We start from the raw sequence: 21,529 nt of genomic DNA, 5'->3' as shown, positions 1-21,529 counted from the left end.
ACGACGGACGCCTTCGGGCGTCCGGTTGGTGAGGGAGGCCTAGATGTGCAGGTTTACTCTGAAATGGCTGATCATATCAATTGCCTTCGCCTTGGTAACCGCTCCTTTGGGGGCCTTGGGCCAAGAAATCCTGCCGTCGTGGAACGATGGCGCGACCAAGGCTTCTATTGTGGCGTTCGTCAAAAATGTGACAACTGAAGGCAGCAGCGCATTTGTTCCTGCCGAAGACCGCATTGCAGTGTTCGACAACGACGGCACGCTCTGGACCGAGCATCCGATCTATTTTCAGCTCGCCTTCGCCCTCGACCGGGTCAAGGCCATGGCTCCGCAGCATCCCGAGTGGAAGGAAAACGAGCCTTTCAAATCCATCCTCGCTGGCGACATTGAGGGACTCGCGGCGACTGGCGAGAAGGGCGTCGTCGAAGTAATAATGGAAACTCATGCCGGGATGACGACGGAAGAGTTCAACTCGATCACAAGGGATTGGTTTGCGAGCGCCGAACATCCGCGTTTCAAGAGGCACTATAATGAACTGACCTATCTGCCAATGCGCGAACTGCTCGACTATCTCCGCGCCAACGGCTTCAAGACCTATATCGTCTCGGGCGGCGGCGTCGAATTCATGCGGCCGATGACCGAGAGCATGTACGGCATTCCGCCCGAGCAGGTGATTGGCAGCCGCATCGTCACGAAATATATGTTGAAGGACGACAAGCCGGTTCTAATGCGTGAGCCGAAGGTAGATTTCATCGACGACAAGACCGGCAAGCCCGTGGCGATCAATTCGATCATCGGCCGCCGGCCGATCTTCGTGGCAGGCAATTCAGACGGCGACTATGAAATGCTGCGGTGGAGCACGGCTGGTGACGGCCTTCGCCTTGGCGTCATCGTTCATCACACAGACGCTGTACGCGAATACGCCTATGATAGGGATACCCATTTCGGCAAACTCGACAAGGCGATGACGGAAGCCCCAGAACGCGGTTGGGTTCTCATCGATATGAAGACCGACTGGAAAGCAATATACCCACCTGCCAAATAGGCGGACCCGCTCTTTTGCTAGATCTCTGTGTGCTCCGCGAGTTCCAGAGCATCCTCAATGTCCACGCCCAGGTACCTGACCGTGTTCTCGATCTTCGTATGTCCGAGCAAGATCTGTATTGCACGAAGATTTCCCGTCGCCTTGTAGATCATCGCGGCCTTCGTACGTCGAAGTGAATGCGTGCCGTAGTCTTGGCGTCTTAGACCAATCGCTGTCACCCACTCGTCAACCAGTCGGGCATATTGGCGAGTGCTGAGATGGCCAGCTTGGTCGATTCGACTTGAAAAGGCATGATTGTCAACTTCCACCTCTTCTGCGAAGCCATGCCAGCAGGCTTGCCCTGACGTCGGCGGTGATCTCGAACTGCACGGGACGTCCTGTCTTTTGCTGGACAACCATGGCGCGGGTTCGAATTTCCTGCCCTGTGACAAGGGTTCCGATCTTGATCTTAACAAGGTCGCATCCTCGGAGTTTGCTGTCGATCGCTAGATCGAACAATGCGCGATCTCTCATGCGTCCTTCCCGATCCAGGAAGAACCGAATCTCCCAAATCTGGCGCTGCTTCAGCGGCTTCTTAACGCCCCCCTTTCGGCCGGCAGTCCATGCCGGACGTCCCAGTGCGGCAGGATCGTATTGTGCCACACCCATTTGAGTTCTCCTTTGGCCACCATTGGCCGCGAGGAAAACGCCTCATCTCAAAGGTTTCACATGGCCCTGATCAGGCGTAAAGGAGCCACGAGGTCTTGGCTGCTTCTTGGCAAAAACATGCCGCCTCGCCAGTCCACTGCATTGTCTGCTTTCGAGCTGCCGCTTCGCGGGCTCTATGACCGACTTGGGGGCGCGAAGCCGACCTTGGCTAAGCGCATCCTCCATGGCTGCTTTGGGCCAGAAGCGGTAATCATTTCCGCTTTGCGCCCCCATTTCCTTTGGACTGCGGTGCCGCTTACCCCAGAGCTGCCCTTCAGTTTCGGCCGGCAGATTGCGATGAAGGGGTGGAAAGCGGACTGACTGTTTTAAGATGATTTGTTGCGAAAGGCAGACATAGGTGCAGGTCAGTCTATGGGTAACCGGTGTCCTGCCCCCACGCGGCATGCCAGCGTTGTCGCATAAGTCTGGCGGGCGGCGTTCGTCACGCTACTCCGGTTGGCATCGCATACTATGGGCATAATTTACTTATCAGGCGCGGAACATCTGATGGGTTGAGGTCTTCTATCGCCATGATGGAAAAACTGGTGCTCACCTCACTGTTTGCGCTGACCTTCTTCAGTTGGGCTCATGCTCAAGAACTGTCGCCTGACGCGATAAACAACATTGATATCGGCTCTATCGCTGCGGAACACACCGAGCAGAAGCCGCCCGTCCCCGATCCATCGATCATCCATTTGCAGGTCTTGCTGGATCGTGCTGGGGCATCACCTGGCGTAATTGACGGCTTCTATGGCGACAACGTGAGTAAAGCGGTTGCTGGCTTCGAAGCGATGCGGCACCTTCCTGTAGATGGAAAACTCGATCCGGAAGTCGTCGCCCGCCTGAACAACGACAAACACGTCATCGGACCGTATATAATTGCGCCCGATGATGGGGACGATCTCGTCGAGCAAATCCCCAAAGATTATGCCGAACAGGCCAAGATGAAGCATCTCGGCTATACCAGCATTGCGGAAAAGCTCTCGGAGCGGTTTCACATGGATATTGATCTGCTTCACGCCCTCAATCCGTCAGCGAAATTTGTTCCGGGCGAAACTATTTCCGTGGCTGTGATCGGAGCCACTCGCACAGGCATCGTGAAAAGGATTGAAGTTCGGCGCAATGTAGGGCAGCTTTTCGCTTACGCCGACAACGGCGACATTCTTGCCGTGTATCCAGCGACGATTGGAAGCGAGGACAACCCCTCACCTTCCGGCAAGCACAAGGTCAATGGTGTCGCTCGAAACCCGACGTATGAGTATAATCCCAAAATCAATTTCCAGCAGGGGAAGAACAAGAAGAAGCTCACTCTCCCGAGCGGGCCAAACAACCCTGTCGGCTCGAAATGGATCGATCTATCGCAACCGACCTACGGTATTCACGGAACGCCCGAACCCTCCCTAATCGATAAGGCTGGTTCCCACGGGTGTGTCCGACTGACAAATTGGGACGTCGAAGAGTTGGCGGGCATGGTCAAGCCCGGCGTTATCGTTGAATTCGATAAGTGACAAACCGGGGTCGTGTCCTCTGATGCGACATCCAGACACGCCAGACGCGATGTCCTCGTCAGGTCCAATGACTTGTAAGCTGCCTGGCACTCTCCCCTCATAGTCGCCACGCCCGGATTTCGGTTTCTTGCTCTGGCCAGCTTCCGGAGTTTCTCAGAAGGTTTCCACCTAAGTAGCCGGTAGCTGAAAATATCGTAGATTCCCGACGCTGTATGCGGCTTCCATAACTCCCGCGCCGGTTTCCGTTCAGTGGATCAGCTTCCTTATACCTACTAAGGTAGCCACGTCCGGAACGCGCCCCATTCCTGACGTCGGACGTTCCTCTTGCATGTGCCGAAAGCTGCCCTTCCCTCCTACTCTTTGACTGCCGTTTCAGGATCGTGATGGATCGGCTCCATTAAGGATAGCCGCGCTGGCGACGGCTTAACGCTGAGCTGTGCCGTACTGTGGAGCCGCCTCTTCGTTAGACCATGAGCGATGAAGAGCTCATCGATTGCGCGCGAAGCGCCAATCGCCTCCCGCAAAGCTTCCGCAACCTGCCGTCGAGTATAGGGCTTTGCAAGGGGCCGGAATCGCGACGTGGCACTGATGCGTTCGATATCGGCATAACCGGTGGTCAGGACGACCGGGAGGTTCGGATACTGCGCCGCAATCTTGCTCGCCATGGCGCGGCCATCAATCGGACCGGGCATGACCACATCCGAGAAAACCAAATCGAACGAACCGTCCGTTTCCAGTATCTGCAACGCTTCCGATGCGTCGGCCGCGGATGTTACGGAGTAGCCGAGAGAAATGAGTGTTGCGGCGGCGAATTCACCGACCATTGGATCGTCCTCGACGACGAGAACGCGCTCACTGCCACCATCCAATACTCCGTTCGAGAAAGTCTCAGCAGGAATATCCGTGGGCGCCAGTCGGGGAAAATACAGGGAAACGGTGGTTCCATTTTCTGGCTCCGACGCAATTTCGATCCGCCCCCCAGATTGCCGCACGAAACCGTACACCACGCTGAGTCCCAAGCCGCTACCCTTGCCGAAGGGCTTCGTGGTGAAGAATGGCTCGAAGGCCTTCGCGCGCGTCTCCGAGTCCATACCGAAGCCTTCGTCCGAGACTCTAACCACTGCATCGTTGGCGTTTCGCGCCGTCGAAATTGTCACCTTGCCACCCTTGGGCATTGCGTCGTGGGCATTGATGCAAAGGTTCATGATAGACGCTTCCAGTTGCGCCGCATCCGCTCTTACGTGACCTGCTGCCGGATCAAGTTCAAGATCCAGGATGATCGTTTCGCCAAGTGCAGCAGACAGCAATCCCTCCATGTCCCGTATGGAACTGTTGATACTCAAGGTCGCTGGTTCGAGGGGTTGCCGTCCCGCGAAAGTGAGAAGTTGGCAGGTAAGGGCGGCGCCTTGCCGCGAGGCCCTGTGGTTCAGCTGCGCCAGCGCGGAAAGTCTCGGATCGGCAATCTCGTCGACCAGCGTTTCTGCAGTTCCGATGATGACCGTCAAGAGGTTGTTGAAATCATGGGCGACGCCACCCGTCAATTGGCCGATCGCTTCAAGCCGCTGTGCTTGCAGTCGCTTTGCCTCGTTGAGCCGAGTCTCGGTGATATCGCGGACGCCGCCTACCATGCGCGTCGCCTTGCCTATGGAATTGCGGATGATGTGACCCTGATCCAGAACCTCAGCATATGTCCCCGCTCCGCGGCGGAAGCGAAATTCTTCGCGCCACGTTTCGGCTCGCCCATTAATTGCGGTAAGCACGCTTGACACGACGCGTGCGCGGTCGTCGGGGTGAAGCTTGGCTTCCCATTCCCGAAAACCATCCTCGACCGGTACGTCGTTGTGTCCAAAGACGGACGCGATGTTGCTGTTCCAATGCACGCGGCCGGTCGCGATGTCCCAGTCCCAGATGGCATCCGTCGTCATCTTAGCGACGATTGCGAAGCGTTCCTCGCTTTCGGCCAGTCTCTCCTCCGCTCTCTTTCTCTCTGTTATGTCACGACCAGTCGCGACGTAATGGGTCGCTTTTCCATCGGAATTGACAATGGGTGCGATGCTCATGTCCGCCCAGTACTCACGGCCGTCCTTAGTGTAGTTGAGAAGTTCGACATGGATCGGCTTCGTCTGCGCGATCGCCCGATCCATCTTCTTGATTGTGGCGATGTCGGTACGGTTGCCTTGTAGAAGACCGGGGGAACGTCCGATCGAATCTTCCTGGGAGTAGCCCGTGATCCTGACGAAGGCGTCATTGATGTAAACGATCGCATGCGCGTGACCAGGCTCCGATGTGGCCGTCGTTATAATGACGAAGTCCTCGATTCTTGAGATGGCCATTTCCAGCAGGTGCAACTGTTGGTCCGCTGCTCGCCGTTTCGTTATGTCACGGAAATAGACGGTCAGCCCCGTCGGCCCCGGATAGGCAGTGACCGAAAACCAAGCGTCGAGCGACTCATAGAATACTTCGAAGTCGGCCGTCCTGCCTTCGCGGACGGCGCGTTCGTAATGCTGGCGGACAATGCCCGAGGAGGCCTCTGGGAATTCCGGCCAGATTAGGCAGCCCAGAAGCGCCGACCGGGAGCGCTCGAGCAGACGTTCGGCCTGATGATTGAGGTAGGTGAAACGCCAGCTGGTATCGAGCTGAAAGAAAGCATCGCTGATGTTCTCCATTGAATCGGCGAAGCGCCGTTCGAGATCACCGGCGGTCTTCTCCAACCGCTTGCGTTCATCGATATCCTGGAGGGCACCCTGGATTCGGGAAATGCGCCCCATGTCATCGCGAATCGCCACCCCGATCGAGCGAACCCATTTCCGCCGGCCCGTACCCGCAATTATCTCCACCTCGGTATCGAAGGCCAGACCGGTCGCCACACAGGATTCGAATTGCCGAACGATCTCCCCTCGCCATTCTGGTGCGAAATAGCCGAGCCCTTCTTCGAATGTCACTGTTTCGCCAGTTCTTTCGTGGATCGCCCACGTCTCATCCGACCATTCAAGTCTCCGGTCCGGCAGGTGCACCACCCATCCGCCGAGCTTCGCGGTCTTGCCGGCGATTTCGAGAAGGGCCCGGTTCCGATGGAGATCGTGCGACGCTCGGCGAATGTCGCGAGGCAGGGCCACGTCTTGACGGAGGCGCCAGGCGACGATCAGCGTTGCGCCGACGACCCAGAACCATGCACTTGTCGGGAGCCAGGCAACGACGAAAGCTGAGATGCCGCCAGCAAGCAATCCAGCGGAAAGCCGATCCGTTGCACAGTGCCTGAAACCGGTCACCAGGGTGCGAAAGCCTTTGCCAGCGATTGTGCTTTCCCGTTGCATGGTCTGCATGTCCTTAGCCGTCGTTGATTTCAGCCTCTCGATAGTCTTAAGGGGCGCCCTAATCCATGAGGGATCGCTAAATTTTACCTTTTTTAAATTTGACGCCGCGGTCGCTTAATGGTGTGCCGGTCTAATCGATGCCACGAACTGCCGCGTCCCTTGCCTCCCGCCGGCGAATAGGATTTCGGCGAGCATCGAGGTAAACCCATTGAAGCCCACAAAAAGAACCACCTACCTCAGTCGTGTCGAATCCGACTACTTCAGCCGTAAATGGTACCGCCGCAGCGTCACGCTGTTCTGCAATCTGCTCTTCACCGGCAAATGGATGCGTGACGCGCGGATCATTCGTTGTCTCATTGTTGAGATCAGTGAGGGCGGAGCGACAGTGCGCATAGGGAACTCGCAGGTTCCAGATCATCTCTATCTTGTTCTAGGACGGTTTGATGTGGTCGTTGGCAGCATCGTCGTTCAGCGAGATCCCGGGCACTTGCATCTCTGTTTCGTCAGACAGCTGAATCCGGCCTTCGTCAATCGGCTGGCGCGCATGACCTCCCCGTTTTCCACCTTGGAAAGCCTCACCCCAAAAACCATATTGGAGAGTGAGAACGTGCAGCCAGCACCGCGCCCGATGCCACCAGCGCTCTATGGCGCTCAGGAAGGAGGCTTGGGCCAAACAACCAAGCAATCGAAGAAGCCATGAACATAATGATCATCGAAGATCAGCGAGACGTCGTTGAAATGTTGCGCCTAAACTGGTCGGATTCGCGCGACCGGCTCGACTGCCTTGCATCCGTGAGACAGGCGAACCGCTTCATTCAATCGAATGAACTCGCTGCTTATGACTGCATCCTTATCGATATCAACCTGACAGACGGGAGCGGGCTGGAACTGCTTCGCGATGTGCGCTCACGCTCCGACGTCCCTATCATCATGATCTCAGGTGCTGGTGATGCCGACAGCCGGGCGGATGCGATCAGCGTCGGCGCAGACGACTACGTGATGAAGCCGTTCAGCGTAAAGGAACTGCGCGCCCGCGTGCATCGCCTGCACGAGGCGCGGTTGGGCCGCAGCCCTCTGCGTCAGAACGCCGCTTTCAGGATCGGCAATATTGATTGCGACATCGGGCGCCTGTCGATGCACTGTGACGGCGCGAGTCAGCCGCTGACCGCACTCGAGGGCAGAATACTGCAGGTCCTTCATGCCAGTGCGGGTGAGGATTGTCCCAAGACATGCATTGCACGGCAGGCGCTCTTTCGTGAGCACGACCCGCGCGACAAGACAATCGACGTCTACATAAACCGGTTGCGCGGCAAGCTTGCAGAACTCGATGCCGCCAGTGGTGCTGCCATAAAGACGATCCGCGGTGTTGGCTATCGCCTCAGCGATACGCCGCAACAGGGTAAGTAGAGGAGCCGCATGCGTCAGCGTGTTCACCGTGAAGTGATTCTTGCGACAAAGGTCAAACCCATGGAACCTGCGCTGGACGAATCGGCTCGTCTGAAACGTCTGAGTGAGCTGTCCATCGATTTGATCAGCCCAGATCCTGTGCTCGACGCGCTGGTCGATGCAGCTTGCCTCGCAGCCGGTACGCCGGTCGGCCTGATCACGTTGCTTGACAGTGAACGCCAATGGTTCAAGTCGAAGCGGGGCATCGAAGGGGAAGGCTCCGCCAGGGAAGACGCCTTCTGCCACTATACAATTCGATCATCGAAACCTTTCGTCGTGCCGGATGCCGTTCGCGATGTCCGCTTTGCCGAGAACCCCTTCGTAACTAAAAGCGACGGGATTCGCTTCTATGCTGGCGTACCGCTCGAGATCGAGCCGGGGCTTCGCCTCGGCTCGCTATGCGTTCTCGATCGGGTGCCGAGGCGCCTCGGGGCCGACGTGCGCGGCTTGCTGGATCGGCTGGCGCGCTGCGCTGTGGAACGCCTCCTGCAATTCGAAGACCGGTATTTGCTTTCGCGGATCGATACGGGCCGACTGGATCGCGCTAAAGCCGACAAGGCCGCATTGGCGCTTGCGGAAGAGGCGCTCGCAAATGGCTTGTTCATGCTCCATTATCAACCGAAGGTCGCGCTCGATACGGGACGGCGCATTGGCTTTGAGGCTCTGTTGCGGCTGCGGAGGCCTGATGGATCGGTATTCGGTCCCACGGCCTTTTCGGCGGCTCTCGAAGATCCCATAGTTTCCAGGCGGATCGGCAATCACGTGCTCCAGACCGCCATCGTACAGGCCAGGGTGTGGGAGGCGGCCGGGCTCGATTTCGGGCACATCGCGATCAATGTTTCATCGTCACAATTTAGTGCACTGCCAGGCAGTCCTTGTCTGGTCGATGAAGTCCTAGGCGCAACCCGGTCGGCAGGGCTGTCGCCCCGGCGTATCCAGATCGAGGTCACGGAAGGTGTGATGCTGTCAGAGCAAGACGGCGATATTGGGACGCAGCTTGAGGCGCTACGGGCGGCTGGCTTCATCGTTGCATTTGATGATTTCGGTACCGGCTTTGCTTCCCTCGTGCATCTGAAGCAGTTTGCCTATGACCAAATCAAGATCGATGGCTCCTTCGTGCGTGCGATGACCCACTCAAGCGCCGATCGGGCAATCGTGAAGGCCATTATCGATATGGCAAATGCGTTGGGAAAGCGTGTCGTCGCCGAAGGTGTGGAAACTATTTCGGAACGCGTCGCACTTCAAGAGCTCGGCTGTCAGTATGGCCAGGGGTTCCTTTTCGGCCGGCCCGCCAGCGTATCTGAATTACGCTTTTTCTTGTGATCAAAGTTCGGTAAGATGACCCGGCTATTGTGCAGCCTGCTTGTGTCAATCCTTCAAGCTTGCCACGACAACTTCCACCGATAGGGGGACGACAAGGCGGTTGGAGAGGCCTCAACCTGTTGTCTCCTTGGCCAAGTCGTCGGGCCCACGCGTGACCTTTTTGGCAGGCCCAAGAAAGCTGGCTCGTAGAAACCGCAAGCCGGGATCTCCTTGCCATCAAAAAAAGTATGGCTCGACCCGACTCGTATCGAGGGTCCGCACTTGGTCTATCGGAGCCAAAAGCTGCCGTTCCGCTCACGGCCCAAAGTCGGTCGTCTATCGCGGGCCCGTGGACGTCCGCCTATGGCGCGCGGAAATGATTTCCACATTTGCCCGCGATTGGCCCAAAGCAGTCCTTGCAACGCGCCGCATGTTCACTTAATGTTCCGCATGACTTAGAATTTAAAGGAATATTTTATGATTGAAGGCAGCTGCTGTTGTGGTGCTGTGAAATTTGAACTGTTGGCTGCGCCATCCATAATGGGGACGTGCCACTGTTCCCGATGCCGAAAGGCAGGGGCCAGCACCATCGTTTTTGTGAACCGTGACGACCTGAAGTGGCATCAAGGCAAGGAAAATGTGGCGACCTATAAGCCGGATGCCCCTTACAAATATGGCCGCTGCTTCTGCAAGATTTGCGGAACGTCACTTGGAGAAATCCTCTCCGAAGATGCGACTTTCCCCATCGCGGCAAATGCTTTGGATACAGACATCGGCCTTAAGAACCAGTTTCACGAATTCACTTCGGAAAAGCCGAGCTGGTATGAGATTTGTGATGATGCCCCACAATCGGAGGGCCACCCAGCATCATAACCTCTCGGAGGGCGACCGTCCGCATTTGGCGGCGCGAAGCGGACATCCACACACTCACTGTGGGATTTGTTCAGCATCATCCAATGAGGCCATAAGTGGATCATCGCGCACCGCCTCCGCGAGGAAATCGAGAACGGTGCGGACACGCAATGGCATATTCCGGCGCGAGAGATAGACGACGTTGATCGGCAATCGCGTCGGAGGAAAATCCGGCATAAGTTGGACCAGCCGTCCGCACTGGATGTCAGGACCTACAAGGATGTGCGAGAGGACGGCGACGCCGCTTCCTGCAAGCGCAGCCCGATGAACGGCGACGGAATTGTTTGCTATGAGACGCGGCGATATCTGCAGGCGCTCTTCATCCGCGCCGTTGGAAAACGACCATGTTTTTTTGTCGCCCGCGCGGCTATAGCAGATGCAATCGTGGGAACCGATTTCGCTAAGCGTCTCGGGTGCACGCCGCGTTTCCAGATAAGATGGCGCAGCAACGAGGTAGGCAGTGGTCCAACCTATCCTGCGGCATATCAAGCTGTTGTCGTTGACCTGACCGAGGCGCACCTCAAGATCAATGCCTTCTTCGACCATGTCCGACGCCTCCTCGCGGAAGATCAACTCCACCGACAGGCCAGGATGGCCGCTTAGAAGCGCATTGATGCGTTCGCTCATGTAAAGCCCAAGCGGCGCAGGGAGGCTGAGCCTCACTTTTCCCGAAACTGTCGGCCCTTCAGAGGAGTTGCCTTCGCCCAGCGCCTCAACCGCCTCGATCACTTTCAACGCCATTGGGATGGTCCGCTCGCCCTCGGCCGTCAGCGCGATCGCACTGGTCGTACGATGGAGAAGCCTCAGGTTGAGATGCGCTTCAAGGCTGGAGACCTGTCGCGAGACGGCTGGCTGGGTCAAACCGAGATCGGCAGCCGCCGCCGAGAAGGAGCGGGTTTCGGCGACCCGCAGGAACGTTCTCAACGCTGACACGATGTCCATTGTCGCCTCCCCATACTTTTTGACATAGGCCTTATGTCTCAACCGTAGACGGAAAGCGCTTTACTGTCCAGTTATTAAGGATATCTGATATCCATAAGGATGTTATGTATCCTTAATTGAAGGAGAGAGAAATGACACAGCGCCTCAACTATGCCCAGCAATCCCCCGAACTTTTCAAGAAGCTGTCTGACCTCAGCATGGCCATGAAGGACAGCGTGATCGAACAGAAGATTCGCGATCTCGTGAACATCCGTGCCTCCCAGATCAATGGCTGCGCGTTCTGCCTCGACATGCATGTCAAGGAAGCCAAAATTCATGGCGAGAGCGAGCTTCGTCTCTACCATGTCGCGATCTGGCGTGAATCCAAGCTTTTCATTCCCCACGAACGCGCAGCACTCGCTTGGACGGAAGCCGTCACGAGTCTGGCGCAAGGCGGCATTCCGGACGAACTTTACGAGCGCGTTCGCGGCCAGCTCTCGGAGAAGGAGGTCTCGGACCTGACCTTCTCAATCATGACAATCAACGCCTGGAATCGTGCCAGCATCGCCTTCAAGGCCGTGCCCGGCTCTGCCGACAAGCTTTACGGCTTGGACAAGGCAGGACTAAACTAAGCCCCCGATCCTACACCCCAGCATCTGATTTTTTTGCGCAGTCGCAACGTGGCTGCCGACCGACGGAGAAACATTATGAAAATCGTCATTATCGGCGGAACCGGCCTCATCGGTTCAAAGACTGTCGAACGTCTGCGTGCCAAGGGCCATGAGGTGATTGCCGCTTCGCCAAACACGGGCGTCAACACCATCACTGGCGAGGGTCTTGCCGAAGCGCTCGCAGGCACCGAGGTCGTGCTCGATCTCGCAAATTCGCCCTCATTCGAAGACAAGGCGGTGCTCGAGTTCTTCGAGACGTCCGGCCGCAATCTCCTGGCTGCGGAAAAGGTCGCCGGCGTTAAGCATCATATCGCGCTTTCCGTCGTCGGCACCGAACGCCTGCAGGAAAGCGGCTATTTCCGCGGCAAACTGGCCCAGGAAAAGCTGATCAAGGATGCGGGTATTCCTTACACGATCGTTCATTCGACCCAGTTCATGGAATTCCTCGGCGGCATCGCCCAGTCCGGCACTGTCGGCGATCACGTCCATCTTTCGCCCGCCTTCGTCCAGCCGATCGCATCGGACGACGTGGCCGATGCCATGGCCGACGTGGCTTTGGCTGCTCCCGTCAATGGCACGATCGAAATCGCGGGCCCGGAGCGTTCGCGTCTGAGCGATCTCGTCGCCCGCTACCTGAAAGCAATCGGCGACGCGCGCACGGTCGAGGTCGATCCGGAAGCCCGCTATTTCGGAGCGCGGCTCGATGATGGCTCGCTTGTCTCCGACAACGATCCCCGCCTCGGCAAGATTACGTTCGAGCAGTGGTTCGTCACGTCGCCACGCAAATGATCCTAAACACCATGTGAACACATGAAAGGAATATCGAGATGATGAAGTCCATCCTGTCGGTGCTGGCATTCGGCGCCCTGTTGCCTGGAATCGCCGCAGCCCACGACACGGCGACTGGTAACGTTTCCAAGGTCACGCTGGTGTTCCAGCATGAGTTGCCGAATGTTCCTGGCAAAAGCATGAAGGGCGTTCTGGTCGAATACGGACCGAGCGGCTTTTCCGAAGCGCATACCCATCCGGACTCAGCGTTCATCTATGCGACGGTTCTGGAAGGCTCGATCCGAAGCCAGGTCAATGACGGCCCCGTCAAGGTCTACAAGGCTGGCGAGAACTTTGCCGAAATGCCGGGTGATCGCCACGGTGTCAGCGCGAACGGCAGCAAGACCAAACCCGCAAAGCTTCTCGCTGTTTTCGTGGTCGACACCGACCAGAAGGAGCTGACATTTCCGATCAAGAAGTGAAGACATCAAGGACCGGACGCGAACGCACGCATCCGGTCCTTCACATTCTGTCGCCACTCCACCCTGAGGCAGTCCCATGCTCGCTTACCCCACCTTTCTTGCCCTTGTCGCAGTCAATATACTGGGGGTGCTTGGCATCATCGTTTGGCATCTTCAAGGCCGCCAAAGGCCAACAGCGCGGCTGATCGTGCAGATCCTGTTCTTCGCGGCGATGACCATAGTCTTGGTCTTGAGTGGCATCATACCGTATCGCGTCTACGGAGCCGGTGTCGCGAGCGGCGGCGGTCTTCTCGGCACGTCAGCGCGCGTACTTTGGTGGGTTCACCTGGCCTGGGCGACCATCGGTTTCGTACGTCTCTATATCGTCCTCGATCGCCGCCCTCAGGAGGCCAGGCTTTTCCAGGACCTGATCGTCGCCGCCGTCTATCTTGGTGTCACCCTTTCGATTGTCGGCTTCGTGTTCGGCGCCCCGATCGGTACCTTGGTCGCCACATCAGGTGTGGTCGCCATCATTATCGGTCTCGCGCTGCAGAACACGTTGGGTGACTTGTTTTCCGGTGTCGCGCTGACGCTAGGCCGACCATTCTCCATCGGCGACTGGATTCAGCTTGCTGATGGAACGGAAGGCCGCGTCGTCGAAAACAACTGGCGCTCCACTCACGTTCTCACGCCAGCCCACAACATCGTGGTCCTTCCCAACAGCGCCCTTGCTAAGATCGCGCTGACAAACCTGACGCGCCCGGACGAATCCCATCTCATAGTCCTGCCGCTGCGGATCGCCGCTATACATCGCCCGTCAATCGTCCATGAGGTGATCCTGACGGCATTACAGACCTGCTACTGCATCGTTCAGGATCCCGCACCGATCGTGGCCCTCAAGAGCGTGGACGCCATTGCGATCGAGCTTGAACTTCAGTTCAGGGTAACCAGCCCGACCCAACGCACGCCCGCCAGAAATGAAGTCATCGATGTTGTCTACGGGCAGTGCGCCGCGAACGGCATTGCTTTCGCACCGCCGGTGCAGAGTTTGATCCATTGGATAGCAGGGACTCCCGGCGGTCAGACAGCGACGTCAGGTACTCAGTCGCTATCCGGCGCGCTTTAGGACCCACTCGAAGGTCCCACTCCAGATTTGCGGCGGAATGTCCTTCTTGAGAGCCTGTCCCAAGTCGGCGAGCGTCACGCTGCGCAGCTTGCTGCGCCAGGCTTCGTCCGCCTCCCACATGATGCGGGCGACGGCGCAGGGGCCGACTTCACAGTAGCCCTCGGGGCGACATGGGTTGTTGGCGCGAATATTGTTGCACACGAACGTTCGCCCGCTGCCTTCGACGGCCTCGACGATATCCAGGAAGGACACCTCAGCGGGCTTCTTTGCTAGACGATAGCCACCGGATGGTCCGAGTGTCGTATGAACCAGCCCTGCTTGCGACAGGCTCTGCAACGCTTTCGAGAGATATTCCTTGGGCAGACCGTGCAGTTCGGCGAGCGCCTTGGTCGACAGATAGCGGCCCTCGGGCAGACCCGAGAGGATGGCGCAACAGTGTAGCGCCCACTCAACCTGACTTTTCAAGATCATTGATTCTCACTCGTCATGCGACTCCACGAAATAAGGATACACAATATCCGTATTAATTTCGGATGTAAATGGAGGGAGGCTTGACCCAAGTGGTTTCGACATCGCCCTAGGCGAACGTTCAAGTCGTTTGCAGACTGATTTCATAAGCAGTGAATGCTCGGCTTTGCTCGCTTTCTGTGGCATTCCTCGTCCGCTATCGGCGCTATCCGGAAGTGAGCGCCTAAATTCCCGACCCATCGAGTTCGCTGGCATCTTCGCCCTCCCATGGGGAGGGCAATATCTGGAGATTGGCTGAAGGCATCGGCATCCAGCACTTCAATTCTGGCTCGGCATATTCGATAATTCTGCCTGGCGCGGAATCAGACGACCGCCAGGCTTCTCCGCCGAATTGATCACCATTCGACCAGTACGCGAGGTCAACTGCGGCTGGCCCCTGTTCGGAGGGACGGATTGTCACGAGGATACGACTGCCGTCCCTCGGCGCGCTCTGCATATGTCGCCAACGGTCTGGTTCGTCCAACTTTCCCTCCTGTGTCACTACAGGAAGGAGTGTCGCCTCGCGAATGAGCGCGGTCAACGCAAACGTTACAGAACGTCACTCATAAACTACCATGCGATTGCTCGTGTCGCGCACACCGATAGCGCCATTGAACACTGTAGATATTTCATCATCCTGATGCCAAGCATCGACCAGTGGAAACTGCTAGATCCGTCAGAGGTAGGTCTCGAAGCTTGGCGAATTCGAAACCGTAGTCGTCGGAATGGCTGACTAGACGCAATGAGTGGAACTTCGACACGTTTTGGAGACCTGAATTGGCCGTAGGTCGGTTCGACCACCACGATTTCCGGATCATCGTCGCCGAGATAAGCGACCGCGAAGTGGGGCTCTCCGTCAATTCGGGGCGGAAGAGTAGGTTCATGCATTTAGAGAAACCTGCTAGAAACATCAAACGCTTTCGCTACTGATGGAGACCGTGATGGATTTGCGTCGGCAACTGACAGATCTGTGCAATGCCTTCAACGCACACGATCTCGATCTTCTTATGACTTACTTCGCTGAAGACTGCATATTGGAGATGCCAAGAGGACGCGATCCCTGGGGTTCTCGCTTCGAAGGCAAGACCAAAGTGCGAGAGGCGCTGGCGACGCGCTTTCAGGGTCTGCCTGACGTCACCTACAACAACGCTGAGCACTTCGTTGATGAAGCATCCGGAACTGGGATATCGAGATGGACCCTCATGGGTACGTCGCTCAGCGGGACAAAGACGAAAGTCCAGGGTTGCGATCTTTATACGTTTCGGAATGGCCAGGTGATCCGCAAAGATTCCTATTGGAAGATCGTCGAGTAGCCACAAGACCAGATGTGGACGCTTTTGAGGTGCCTCAGCTATGAGCCGTCGGCCAACTTCCGGCTCCACAACGGAAATGATTTCCGCTTCGCGCCAGAAGCGGCCATGTGGGTTGAAGCAGGCCCAACTGTTCTACCGCTGTCAACACGTCGATCGGCGGAAGGCTTCGAGTTCAGGAAGCGCGAGTTCCGATGGCCGCGCCGAGCGTTCACTGTGTCTTCGTCATCGGCGGCTGCTTCCATGTGCCGTCGATCGCTGCTTCCTTTGGCCAATAGAGGCGCAGCGCAATGAGGAATGGGCCTTTGGGCGCAGGCAGCCAGTTCGGCTCCTTGTCTTTGCCCGGCGACTCGTTCTGGACATAGAACGTCAGGCCGCCGTCTGCGTCTTTCACGAACTGCGGCAGCATCGGCGAGTTGAGCAGATAGCGGTCGATCGGATTGGCGACGAGCAGGCTTTGCGGCAACTCATACATGGTCAGCGACCAGAACGCGTTGACGGGCGGTAGCTCGTTCGGGGCAAAGTGGACGCTGTACTTGTTCGCTCCGTCGAGCTTTTGACCCTCGGCGTCGACAGCATACGCGGGATACATCGCTTCCTGTTTCGAATTGCCGTAGATGCCGAGCACGGCGGCCGCCATGCGATAGAGGTAGTTGTTCTTCAAATAGGCTCGCGTACCGAACACGTCGCCGGAGGTCACCTTGCCCGTGTCGAACTTCTGCTTCACGACGGCGAGATCAGCCCAGGCTTCGGCCACTCCCTCCTCGAAGGCCGCCTTGATTTCGGGTGAGAGCGCGCCAACGTCTATGGTTTTTCCTGCACCGACCCCGATCTTGGCGAACCGCGCCATCAGTTCGGTCTCGGAAGGCACCGTCGGGGTGAACTGCAGGACGAAGTTCAGGATGTTGAAAAACTCGAGCGACGTCTTTTCTTCGTCCGGCGAGAGCGGCTTGATGAAATCGATTGCGGGCGCGAGCGCCGGCGCGGGCTGGCCCAGAAACGCCGAGAGAGGCTCTATCTTGTAGCCGGCCTGGACTTTCTTCACATTGTCGAGATCGGCCGGATTGAAAAGCTGCGTGCGGTAGGCGGGGAACACAAACTGGGTCTCCGAATGAAATACTTCCTTGACGCCGGCGGGCGTCTCGCCCTTCCAACCTGGCCCGGCGACGAGGTAGCTGCCGCCATCATTACCGGTCGCGCGACTGCCGATGTAATCGAAATTGAACGTGTACCAATCGATGAGCTGGACGCTGAAATAGCGATCCTTCTCGATTGGCGGCACGGTGAGAACGAAGGGTTCGGCGCGCAGATCCAGGCCCGCGAAGGAGTAGGGCGTATCAGAGTTGGGCGTCTGGATCGCCGTGTCGGCCGGTGTGTAGACACGCGGAATGTTGACGAGGGTGTTCCAGGGTCCCTTGTACTCGGGATTCTTGCTGTCCTGGAAATAGGCATGCTGGATGCGGTAGTTGTCGACCATCGGGAAGCCGTAGATATAGGCTTCCTTGGCGATGGCGCGGGCGTCCGCCGCCGTCACGTCCTGAGCCTGGACGCTGGTCGATCCAAGACCTGCAAGACCTGCGGCAAGCACAGAACCTATCGTGAAATCGCGTCTGTTCATTTTCATCGGATCCTCCAAGTGTTAGGTGTTCAATGGCATCAATCCGGAACACGCAGTCTCGATACGATCAAGCTCCGTGATCTAGCTCAGGCAATGGGCGTTTGCGACCGTGTAGCCTAATCTCAAGGCTTACTGCCCAGTGCTCGAATGAAATCAATCACGTGAGCCGCAGTCGTCCCTGGCTGCTCTAGCGGAAGAAAATGAGCCGCGCCCTGCACGTTGACCAGCGTTGCCCGATCGCCCAGCTCCTTCTGGAGCTCGACACCGTTTTCGGGAGGGGCGATCTGATCCTCCGCGCCCTGCAAGATCAGGTATTTCGTGTCGCCAGGAGGTGCCCACCATGCCGAAAGTGGCGTGGATTCCGAAGCCGCCTTTTCGATGCTGGCGGCTCCCGGCGCGCGCGATAGTTTGAAAATTGCCCAGATTTTAGCGCTGTCGGCCGGGTTGGACACGAAGTATGGCATCTGCGCCAAAATCTCTGCATCGGTAGAAGTCGGAGTAAAGATAACCTCCAACGCAAGGAAAGCCGCTGGCTTGGGCTGAATTTTGCCGCCCGCCGCTAACAGGATGACACTGCGCGTCAAATCGGGATGAGACGCCGCAAGCATGCGAGCCACGCGGTTTCCGAAGTCGTTTCCAGCCACATGAGCCGGCGCCAGATTCAGCGCCTTGATTACTCCGGCCACGTCGTCGGCCATCGTCTGGAGTGTGACGCCTTCGCTCGAACCCGTGCTCCTGCCTGAACCGCGGAAGTTGATGCCGACCACCCGATAGCCAGCCTTCGCCAATTCGTCTGCGAGGCCGTCCAAGTAGCCCACTGTCAGCGTCCCGCCTGGCAGCAATACGATCGCTTCACCTGCGCCTCGGCTAAAATATTCAATGTTGGAGTCAGCGAGTTTCACCAAGCCCGTCTCGACAGTTTGTGCGTGCGCAAGAGTTGCGAAAGTTGACGACACGAGACCGGCTACGAACAGTGCGATCAATGCGAGATGCTTTGTCGGTTTCACGATGGTCTCCTTGTTGCGGGCTAGGGGCTTGGGATCATCAGTCAGCTCACCGTGGCTGTAATATCGTCGGCTGCAATATCGTCGCCCCGTCGAGCGGCGATATTTGGTCCATGCATGAAGCGCACTTACCGCGCCTTCGTCATCGGTGGCGCTTTCCACTTGCCATCAAGCGCTTCTTCCTTCGGCCAATAGAGGCGCAGGAAAGCAATGAACGGAACTTTGGGCGCAGGCAGCCAGTTCGGCTCCTTCTCCTTGCCCGGCGACTCGTTCTGGACATAGAGCGTAACGCCGCCATCGGCGTCCTTCACCAATTGCGGCAGCATCGGCGAATTGATCAGATAGCGGTTGATCGGATTGGCGACGAGCAGGCTCTGCGGCAGCTCATACATCGTCAGCGACCAGAATGCGTTTACCGGCGGTAGCTGGCCAGACGCGAAGTGGACGGTGTACGTGTTGGCGCCGTCGAGCTTCTGACCCGCAGCGTCAACGGCATAAATCGGATACATCGCTTCCTGCTCCGAATTGCCGTAGATGCCGTTCACGGCGGCGGCCATGCGGTAGAGGTAGTTGTTCTTCAGAAACGCCCGCGTGCCGAACATTTCGCCGAAGGTCACTTTCCCCGTATCGATCTTCTCTTTCTGCAGATTATCGAGCTCCGTCCAGGCGTCGGCCATACCCTGCTCGATGGCGGTTTTCATTTCGGGCGAGAGCGTGCTCGCGTCGAAGGTCTTCCCTGCGCCGACCCCGACCTTGGCGAACCGCACCATCAGTTCCGTCTCGGATGGATCGGTCGGGCAGAACTGCAGAATGAAATTCAGGATGCTGAAAAACTCAGGCGACTTCCTCTCTTCGTCCGGTGTCAGCGGCTTGATGAAATCAACCGCCGGCGCGGCGACCGGCGCGGGCTGGCCGAGAAACGCCGAGAGCGGCTCGACCTTGTAGCCGGCCTGGATTTTCTTCACATTGTCGAGATCGTCTGGGCTGAATAGCTGCGTACGATAGTTGGCGAACACAAACTCGGTCTCCGAGCGGAAGGCCTTCTTGATGCCTGCGGGCGTGTCGCCTTTCCAGCCCGGCCCGGCGATGAGGAAGCTGCCGCCGTCGTTGCCGGTCGCGCGGCTGCCGATATAGTCGAAGTTGAAGGTGTACCAATCGATGAGCTGGACGCTGAAATAGCGATCCCTTTCGATCGGCGGAATAGTGAGCACGAACGGTTCGGCGCGCAGATCGAGCCCAATGAGCGAGTAGAGCGTATCCGAGTTGGGCGTCTGGACCGCCGTGTCGGCCGGCGTGGCGAGACCCGCCATGCTCATAATCTGGTTCATGGGCGCCTTGAATTGGGAACTACCGCTGGCTACGAAAAAGGCGTACTGGATGCGATAGCTGTCCACCATCGGAAAGCCGTAGATATAGGCTTCCTTGGCGATGGCGCGGGCTTCCTCGGGTGTGGCGTTCTGGGCGCACACCGCACTGAAGCGGAGCGCGGGCAGCACGGCAATTCCGGACGCAAAGAGTCTTCGTGTAATGGCTGGCATAGTTGGATCCCCCACATTGCTGATGTTGAATGCGCTAGGCGAATTATAGGATCGCGGAACCGATGGATCACTGGAAGAGGGCAACGCTGGCCACTCAGATCGCGTCGGGAAGATTGAAGACGCCTGCAACTGCTCTTATAAGTATTAGGAATACATTATATCATCGACGCTACAAGTACGTAACGGTAACATCATCGAATATGTGAGCCATGCCTCGCTAAGCATATCCCCAAACACCAAAGGCGTCGAATAACCCCTGCTACCCTCTCTTCCGGAACGAGAAGCGAGCGGCCGCTTTGGGCCAAATGCGGTCATTGGCGCCGGGGCGTCGAATGCTGCATTCCGCAGGAGACGAGGCATCGGCGATGCCCGAAAGCTCGCTATCTTCTCCATCTGCCATCAAGCCGGATGATGCGGCGAACGCGGAAATCATTTCCGCTTTTTCATCAGTAATCCGCGATTCCTCGGCAAACACCGTTTTCAGAAGTAATGGGGGGAGATACCTTACGAATGATTAAACATCGTTTGCACGATGGGCACGGATACTGGGTAGATTGATCCTACAGTCATTCGGCATCAGCGCCTGAACCAGACCAGAAGCACGAATCCTTGTATCCGACAGCAATCCACCTATCCTAGATGCCGTTTGATCCTGAACGGCATTATTCCCTTGGCATAACGGACGACGAGGTCCTCGAACACCTCCTCAGATTCCCGGCCATCGAAGCCCTGCACTTGCAGTACATCGACAATCTGGTTGCGAAGAGTGTCCAATGCCGCACGCGGGTATTGATATCTCGTCTGGAAGCCATGGATCGTCTGCCAAAGAAGAACACGAGCGATGTCGTCACGTGACGGCCTGCCGCGCTCCTTATTCTCAGTCCGGTTTCTGTCAGATCGTTCGCGCTGTTCGGCGTTGCGTTGCTTGCGAGATTTCCGGGCCATGGGGTTCCTCCTGTGCTCGGCCTTGGCTACTCAAAGCCTGCATCGGCCGGCCGCAAGCGACAAACGGCGTTTTCAGAAGAATCCCGACTCCGAACCTCGCAACCGCGGAAACGCCATCCTGAATCGCAAATTCAGATTTCGGAATCGCATCAGCGTAAATTGAGATGACTTAGGACGATGTGCCGGAAACTTGTCTCGGATCGCGCTGGTGTGCGGGAGAGGCATCCCGACCTGGAACGCCTCACCCCGCGTCTCGCACCGATCCGCAAGCACCCGCTTGTGGTCTTCCAGGCGCGTCATCCGACGGCACCGCGCAAAGATCGCCAGTTTCCCGTCAGGAATCGCGCTTTCGGATTCTGGAATCGATCCACGCGCTTCTGGAATCGGAGTGAACGTCAAAGGAATCGCCGATTTCAGCTTTGGCATCGCGGGTTGGCCGTTCGGAATCG

Annotated in this window: 19 protein-coding genes and 1 pseudogene; 11 read left to right on the top strand and 9 right to left on the bottom strand. The window is 57.3% G+C overall.

All coding sequences use genetic code 11. The features are described 5' to 3' along the window. The first annotated feature begins 43 nt into the window (after positions 1-43). Positions 44-1,042: an HAD family hydrolase gene (locus tag JJB09_RS02620; RefSeq protein WP_201652597.1), complete on the top strand. Its 999-nt coding sequence runs from the start codon at positions 44-46 to the stop codon at positions 1,040-1,042. A gap of 17 nt (positions 1,043-1,059) precedes the next feature. On the opposite strand, the pseudogene JJB09_RS02615 reads toward JJB09_RS02620, so the two are convergent. Next, a pseudogene (locus JJB09_RS02615) lies at positions 1,060-1,690 on the bottom strand (tyrosine-type recombinase/integrase). A 569-nt stretch (positions 1,691-2,259) separates the two neighbouring features. On the opposite strand from JJB09_RS02615, the gene JJB09_RS02610 reads away from it, so the two are divergent. Then, a complete protein-coding gene (locus JJB09_RS02610; RefSeq protein WP_201652595.1) occupies positions 2,260-3,237 on the top strand; it encodes a L,D-transpeptidase family protein in 978 nt (325 codons plus the stop codon). A 353-nt stretch (positions 3,238-3,590) separates the two neighbouring features. Here JJB09_RS02610 and JJB09_RS02605 read toward each other — a convergent pair whose 3' ends face one another. After that, entirely contained in the window at positions 3,591-6,560 is a 2,970-nt protein-coding gene (locus tag JJB09_RS02605) for a hybrid sensor histidine kinase/response regulator (RefSeq protein WP_201652592.1), read from the bottom strand. Between the two features lie 199 nt (positions 6,561-6,759). Between JJB09_RS02605 and JJB09_RS02600 the strand changes: the two genes are divergently transcribed. The 4 genes from JJB09_RS02600 to JJB09_RS02585 all read left to right on the top strand — a co-directional run bounded on the left by JJB09_RS02600 (position 6,760) and on the right by JJB09_RS02585 (position 10,172). Further along, positions 6,760-7,251: a hypothetical protein gene (locus tag JJB09_RS02600; RefSeq protein ID WP_201652589.1), complete on the top strand. Its 492-nt coding sequence runs from the start codon at positions 6,760-6,762 to the stop codon at positions 7,249-7,251. Further along, positions 7,248-7,958 (top strand): response regulator transcription factor, encoded by a 711-nt coding sequence (locus JJB09_RS02595; RefSeq protein ID WP_201652586.1) that lies wholly within the window; start codon positions 7,248-7,250, stop codon positions 7,956-7,958. The genes JJB09_RS02600 and JJB09_RS02595 overlap by 4 nt, the downstream gene beginning before the upstream one ends. Positions 7,959-7,967: 9 nt before the next feature. Beyond that, a complete protein-coding gene (locus JJB09_RS02590) occupies positions 7,968-9,320 on the top strand; it encodes a sensor domain-containing phosphodiesterase (RefSeq protein WP_201652583.1) in 1,353 nt (450 codons plus the stop codon). 456 nt (positions 9,321-9,776) lie between these two features. Beyond that, positions 9,777-10,172: a GFA family protein gene (locus JJB09_RS02585; protein ID WP_246748534.1), complete on the top strand. Its 396-nt coding sequence runs from the start codon at positions 9,777-9,779 to the stop codon at positions 10,170-10,172. A gap of 54 nt (positions 10,173-10,226) precedes the next feature. On the opposite strand, the gene JJB09_RS02580 is transcribed toward JJB09_RS02585, so the two are convergent. Continuing rightward, positions 10,227-11,153 (bottom strand): LysR family transcriptional regulator, encoded by a 927-nt coding sequence (locus JJB09_RS02580; protein WP_201652580.1) that lies wholly within the window; start codon positions 11,151-11,153, stop codon positions 10,227-10,229. Positions 11,154-11,284: 131 nt separating this feature from the next. Here JJB09_RS02580 and JJB09_RS02575 point away from each other — a divergent pair, with 131 nt between their 5' ends. The 4 genes from JJB09_RS02575 to JJB09_RS02560 all read left to right on the top strand — a co-directional run bounded on the left by JJB09_RS02575 (position 11,285) and on the right by JJB09_RS02560 (position 14,158). Beyond that, complete coding sequence (locus JJB09_RS02575; RefSeq protein ID WP_201652577.1) at positions 11,285-11,764, top strand: carboxymuconolactone decarboxylase family protein; 480 nt, start codon at positions 11,285-11,287, stop codon at positions 11,762-11,764. A 75-nt stretch (positions 11,765-11,839) separates the two neighbouring features. Continuing rightward, positions 11,840-12,592 (top strand): SDR family oxidoreductase, encoded by a 753-nt coding sequence (locus tag JJB09_RS02570; protein ID WP_201652573.1) that lies wholly within the window; start codon positions 11,840-11,842, stop codon positions 12,590-12,592. A 38-nt stretch (positions 12,593-12,630) separates the two neighbouring features. Next, the gene (locus JJB09_RS02565; RefSeq protein WP_201652571.1) at positions 12,631-13,053 is read left to right on the top strand and encodes a cupin domain-containing protein; all 423 of its coding nucleotides are present in this window, start codon (positions 12,631-12,633) and stop codon (positions 13,051-13,053) included. Positions 13,054-13,129: 76 nt separating this feature from the next. Then, positions 13,130-14,158, top strand: a complete 1,029-nt coding sequence (locus tag JJB09_RS02560) for a mechanosensitive ion channel family protein (protein ID WP_201652568.1) — start codon at positions 13,130-13,132, stop codon at positions 14,156-14,158. On the opposite strand, the gene JJB09_RS02555 is transcribed toward JJB09_RS02560, so the two are convergent. Together JJB09_RS02555 and JJB09_RS02550 are read right to left on the bottom strand one after the other, a co-directional pair. Beyond that, positions 14,141-14,629: an RrF2 family transcriptional regulator gene (locus JJB09_RS02555; RefSeq protein ID WP_201652565.1), complete on the bottom strand. Its 489-nt coding sequence runs from the start codon at positions 14,627-14,629 to the stop codon at positions 14,141-14,143. The genes JJB09_RS02560 and JJB09_RS02555 overlap by 18 nt on opposite strands. 220 nt (positions 14,630-14,849) lie before the next feature. Further along, positions 14,850-15,149, bottom strand: a complete 300-nt coding sequence (locus tag JJB09_RS02550) for a hypothetical protein (protein WP_201652562.1) — start codon at positions 15,147-15,149, stop codon at positions 14,850-14,852. 457 nt (positions 15,150-15,606) lie between these two features. Between JJB09_RS02550 and JJB09_RS02545 the strand changes: the two genes are divergently transcribed. Next, positions 15,607-15,978, top strand: coding sequence for a nuclear transport factor 2 family protein (locus tag JJB09_RS02545; protein ID WP_201652560.1), 372 nt, complete (start codon positions 15,607-15,609; stop codon positions 15,976-15,978). A gap of 208 nt (positions 15,979-16,186) precedes the next feature. On the opposite strand, the gene JJB09_RS02540 is transcribed toward JJB09_RS02545, so the two are convergent. The 4 genes from JJB09_RS02540 to JJB09_RS02525 form a co-directional block, all read right to left on the bottom strand. Then, positions 16,187-17,599, bottom strand: coding sequence for a DUF1254 domain-containing protein (locus JJB09_RS02540; protein WP_201652557.1), 1,413 nt, complete (start codon positions 17,597-17,599; stop codon positions 16,187-16,189). A gap of 116 nt (positions 17,600-17,715) precedes the next feature. Next, on the bottom strand, positions 17,716-18,759 hold the full coding sequence (locus JJB09_RS02535) for an alpha/beta fold hydrolase (RefSeq protein WP_201652554.1): 1,044 nt from the start codon (positions 18,757-18,759) through the stop codon (positions 17,716-17,718). Next, complete coding sequence (locus tag JJB09_RS02530) at positions 18,726-20,135, bottom strand: DUF1254 domain-containing protein (protein WP_201652551.1); 1,410 nt, start codon at positions 20,133-20,135, stop codon at positions 18,726-18,728. Before JJB09_RS02530 ends, JJB09_RS02535 begins: the two co-directional genes overlap by 34 nt. A 630-nt stretch (positions 20,136-20,765) precedes the next feature. Next, positions 20,766-21,080 (bottom strand): hypothetical protein, encoded by a 315-nt coding sequence (locus tag JJB09_RS02525; protein ID WP_201652548.1) that lies wholly within the window; start codon positions 21,078-21,080, stop codon positions 20,766-20,768. Positions 21,081-21,529: the final 449 nt, after the last annotated feature.

The sequence above is a fragment of the Phytoamicus setariae genome (assembly GCF_016722925.1).
In the GTDB taxonomy this organism is placed as follows: domain Bacteria; phylum Pseudomonadota; class Alphaproteobacteria; order Rhizobiales; family Rhizobiaceae; genus Rhizobium_E; species Rhizobium_E setariae.
Note: the sequence above shows the minus strand (reverse complement) of the source record. Positions and strands in the feature narration are given on the sequence as shown.

Excerpts from the sequence above, each read along its gene's own strand:
- JJB09_RS02530 (WP_201652551.1), bottom strand. The coding sequence starts at position 20,135 with ATGCCAGCCATTACACGAAGACTCTTTGCGTCCGGAATTGCCGTGCTG.
- JJB09_RS02575 (WP_201652577.1), top strand. The coding sequence starts at position 11,285 with ATGACACAGCGCCTCAACTATGCCCAGCAATCCCCCGAACTTTTCAAG.
- JJB09_RS02590 (WP_201652583.1), top strand. The coding sequence starts at position 7,968 with ATGCGTCAGCGTGTTCACCGTGAAGTGATTCTTGCGACAAAGGTCAAA.
- JJB09_RS02570 (WP_201652573.1), top strand. The coding sequence starts at position 11,840 with ATGAAAATCGTCATTATCGGCGGAACCGGCCTCATCGGTTCAAAGACT.
- JJB09_RS02595 (WP_201652586.1), top strand. The coding sequence starts at position 7,248 with ATGAACATAATGATCATCGAAGATCAGCGAGACGTCGTTGAAATGTTG.
- JJB09_RS02585 (WP_246748534.1), top strand. The coding sequence starts at position 9,777 with ATGATTGAAGGCAGCTGCTGTTGTGGTGCTGTGAAATTTGAACTGTTG.
- JJB09_RS02555 (WP_201652565.1), bottom strand. The coding sequence starts at position 14,629 with ATGATCTTGAAAAGTCAGGTTGAGTGGGCGCTACACTGTTGCGCCATC.
- JJB09_RS02545 (WP_201652560.1), top strand. The coding sequence starts at position 15,607 with ATGGATTTGCGTCGGCAACTGACAGATCTGTGCAATGCCTTCAACGCA.
- JJB09_RS02605 (WP_201652592.1), bottom strand. The coding sequence starts at position 6,560 with ATGCAGACCATGCAACGGGAAAGCACAATCGCTGGCAAAGGCTTTCGC.
- JJB09_RS02565 (WP_201652571.1), top strand. The coding sequence starts at position 12,631 with ATGATGAAGTCCATCCTGTCGGTGCTGGCATTCGGCGCCCTGTTGCCT.
- JJB09_RS02540 (WP_201652557.1), bottom strand. The coding sequence starts at position 17,599 with ATGAAAATGAACAGACGCGATTTCACGATAGGTTCTGTGCTTGCCGCA.
- JJB09_RS02580 (WP_201652580.1), bottom strand. The coding sequence starts at position 11,153 with ATGGACATCGTGTCAGCGTTGAGAACGTTCCTGCGGGTCGCCGAAACC.
- JJB09_RS02525 (WP_201652548.1), bottom strand. The coding sequence starts at position 21,080 with ATGGCCCGGAAATCTCGCAAGCAACGCAACGCCGAACAGCGCGAACGA.
- JJB09_RS02620 (WP_201652597.1), top strand. The coding sequence starts at position 44 with ATGTGCAGGTTTACTCTGAAATGGCTGATCATATCAATTGCCTTCGCC.
- JJB09_RS02610 (WP_201652595.1), top strand. The coding sequence starts at position 2,260 with ATGATGGAAAAACTGGTGCTCACCTCACTGTTTGCGCTGACCTTCTTC.
- JJB09_RS02560 (WP_201652568.1), top strand. The coding sequence starts at position 13,130 with ATGCTCGCTTACCCCACCTTTCTTGCCCTTGTCGCAGTCAATATACTG.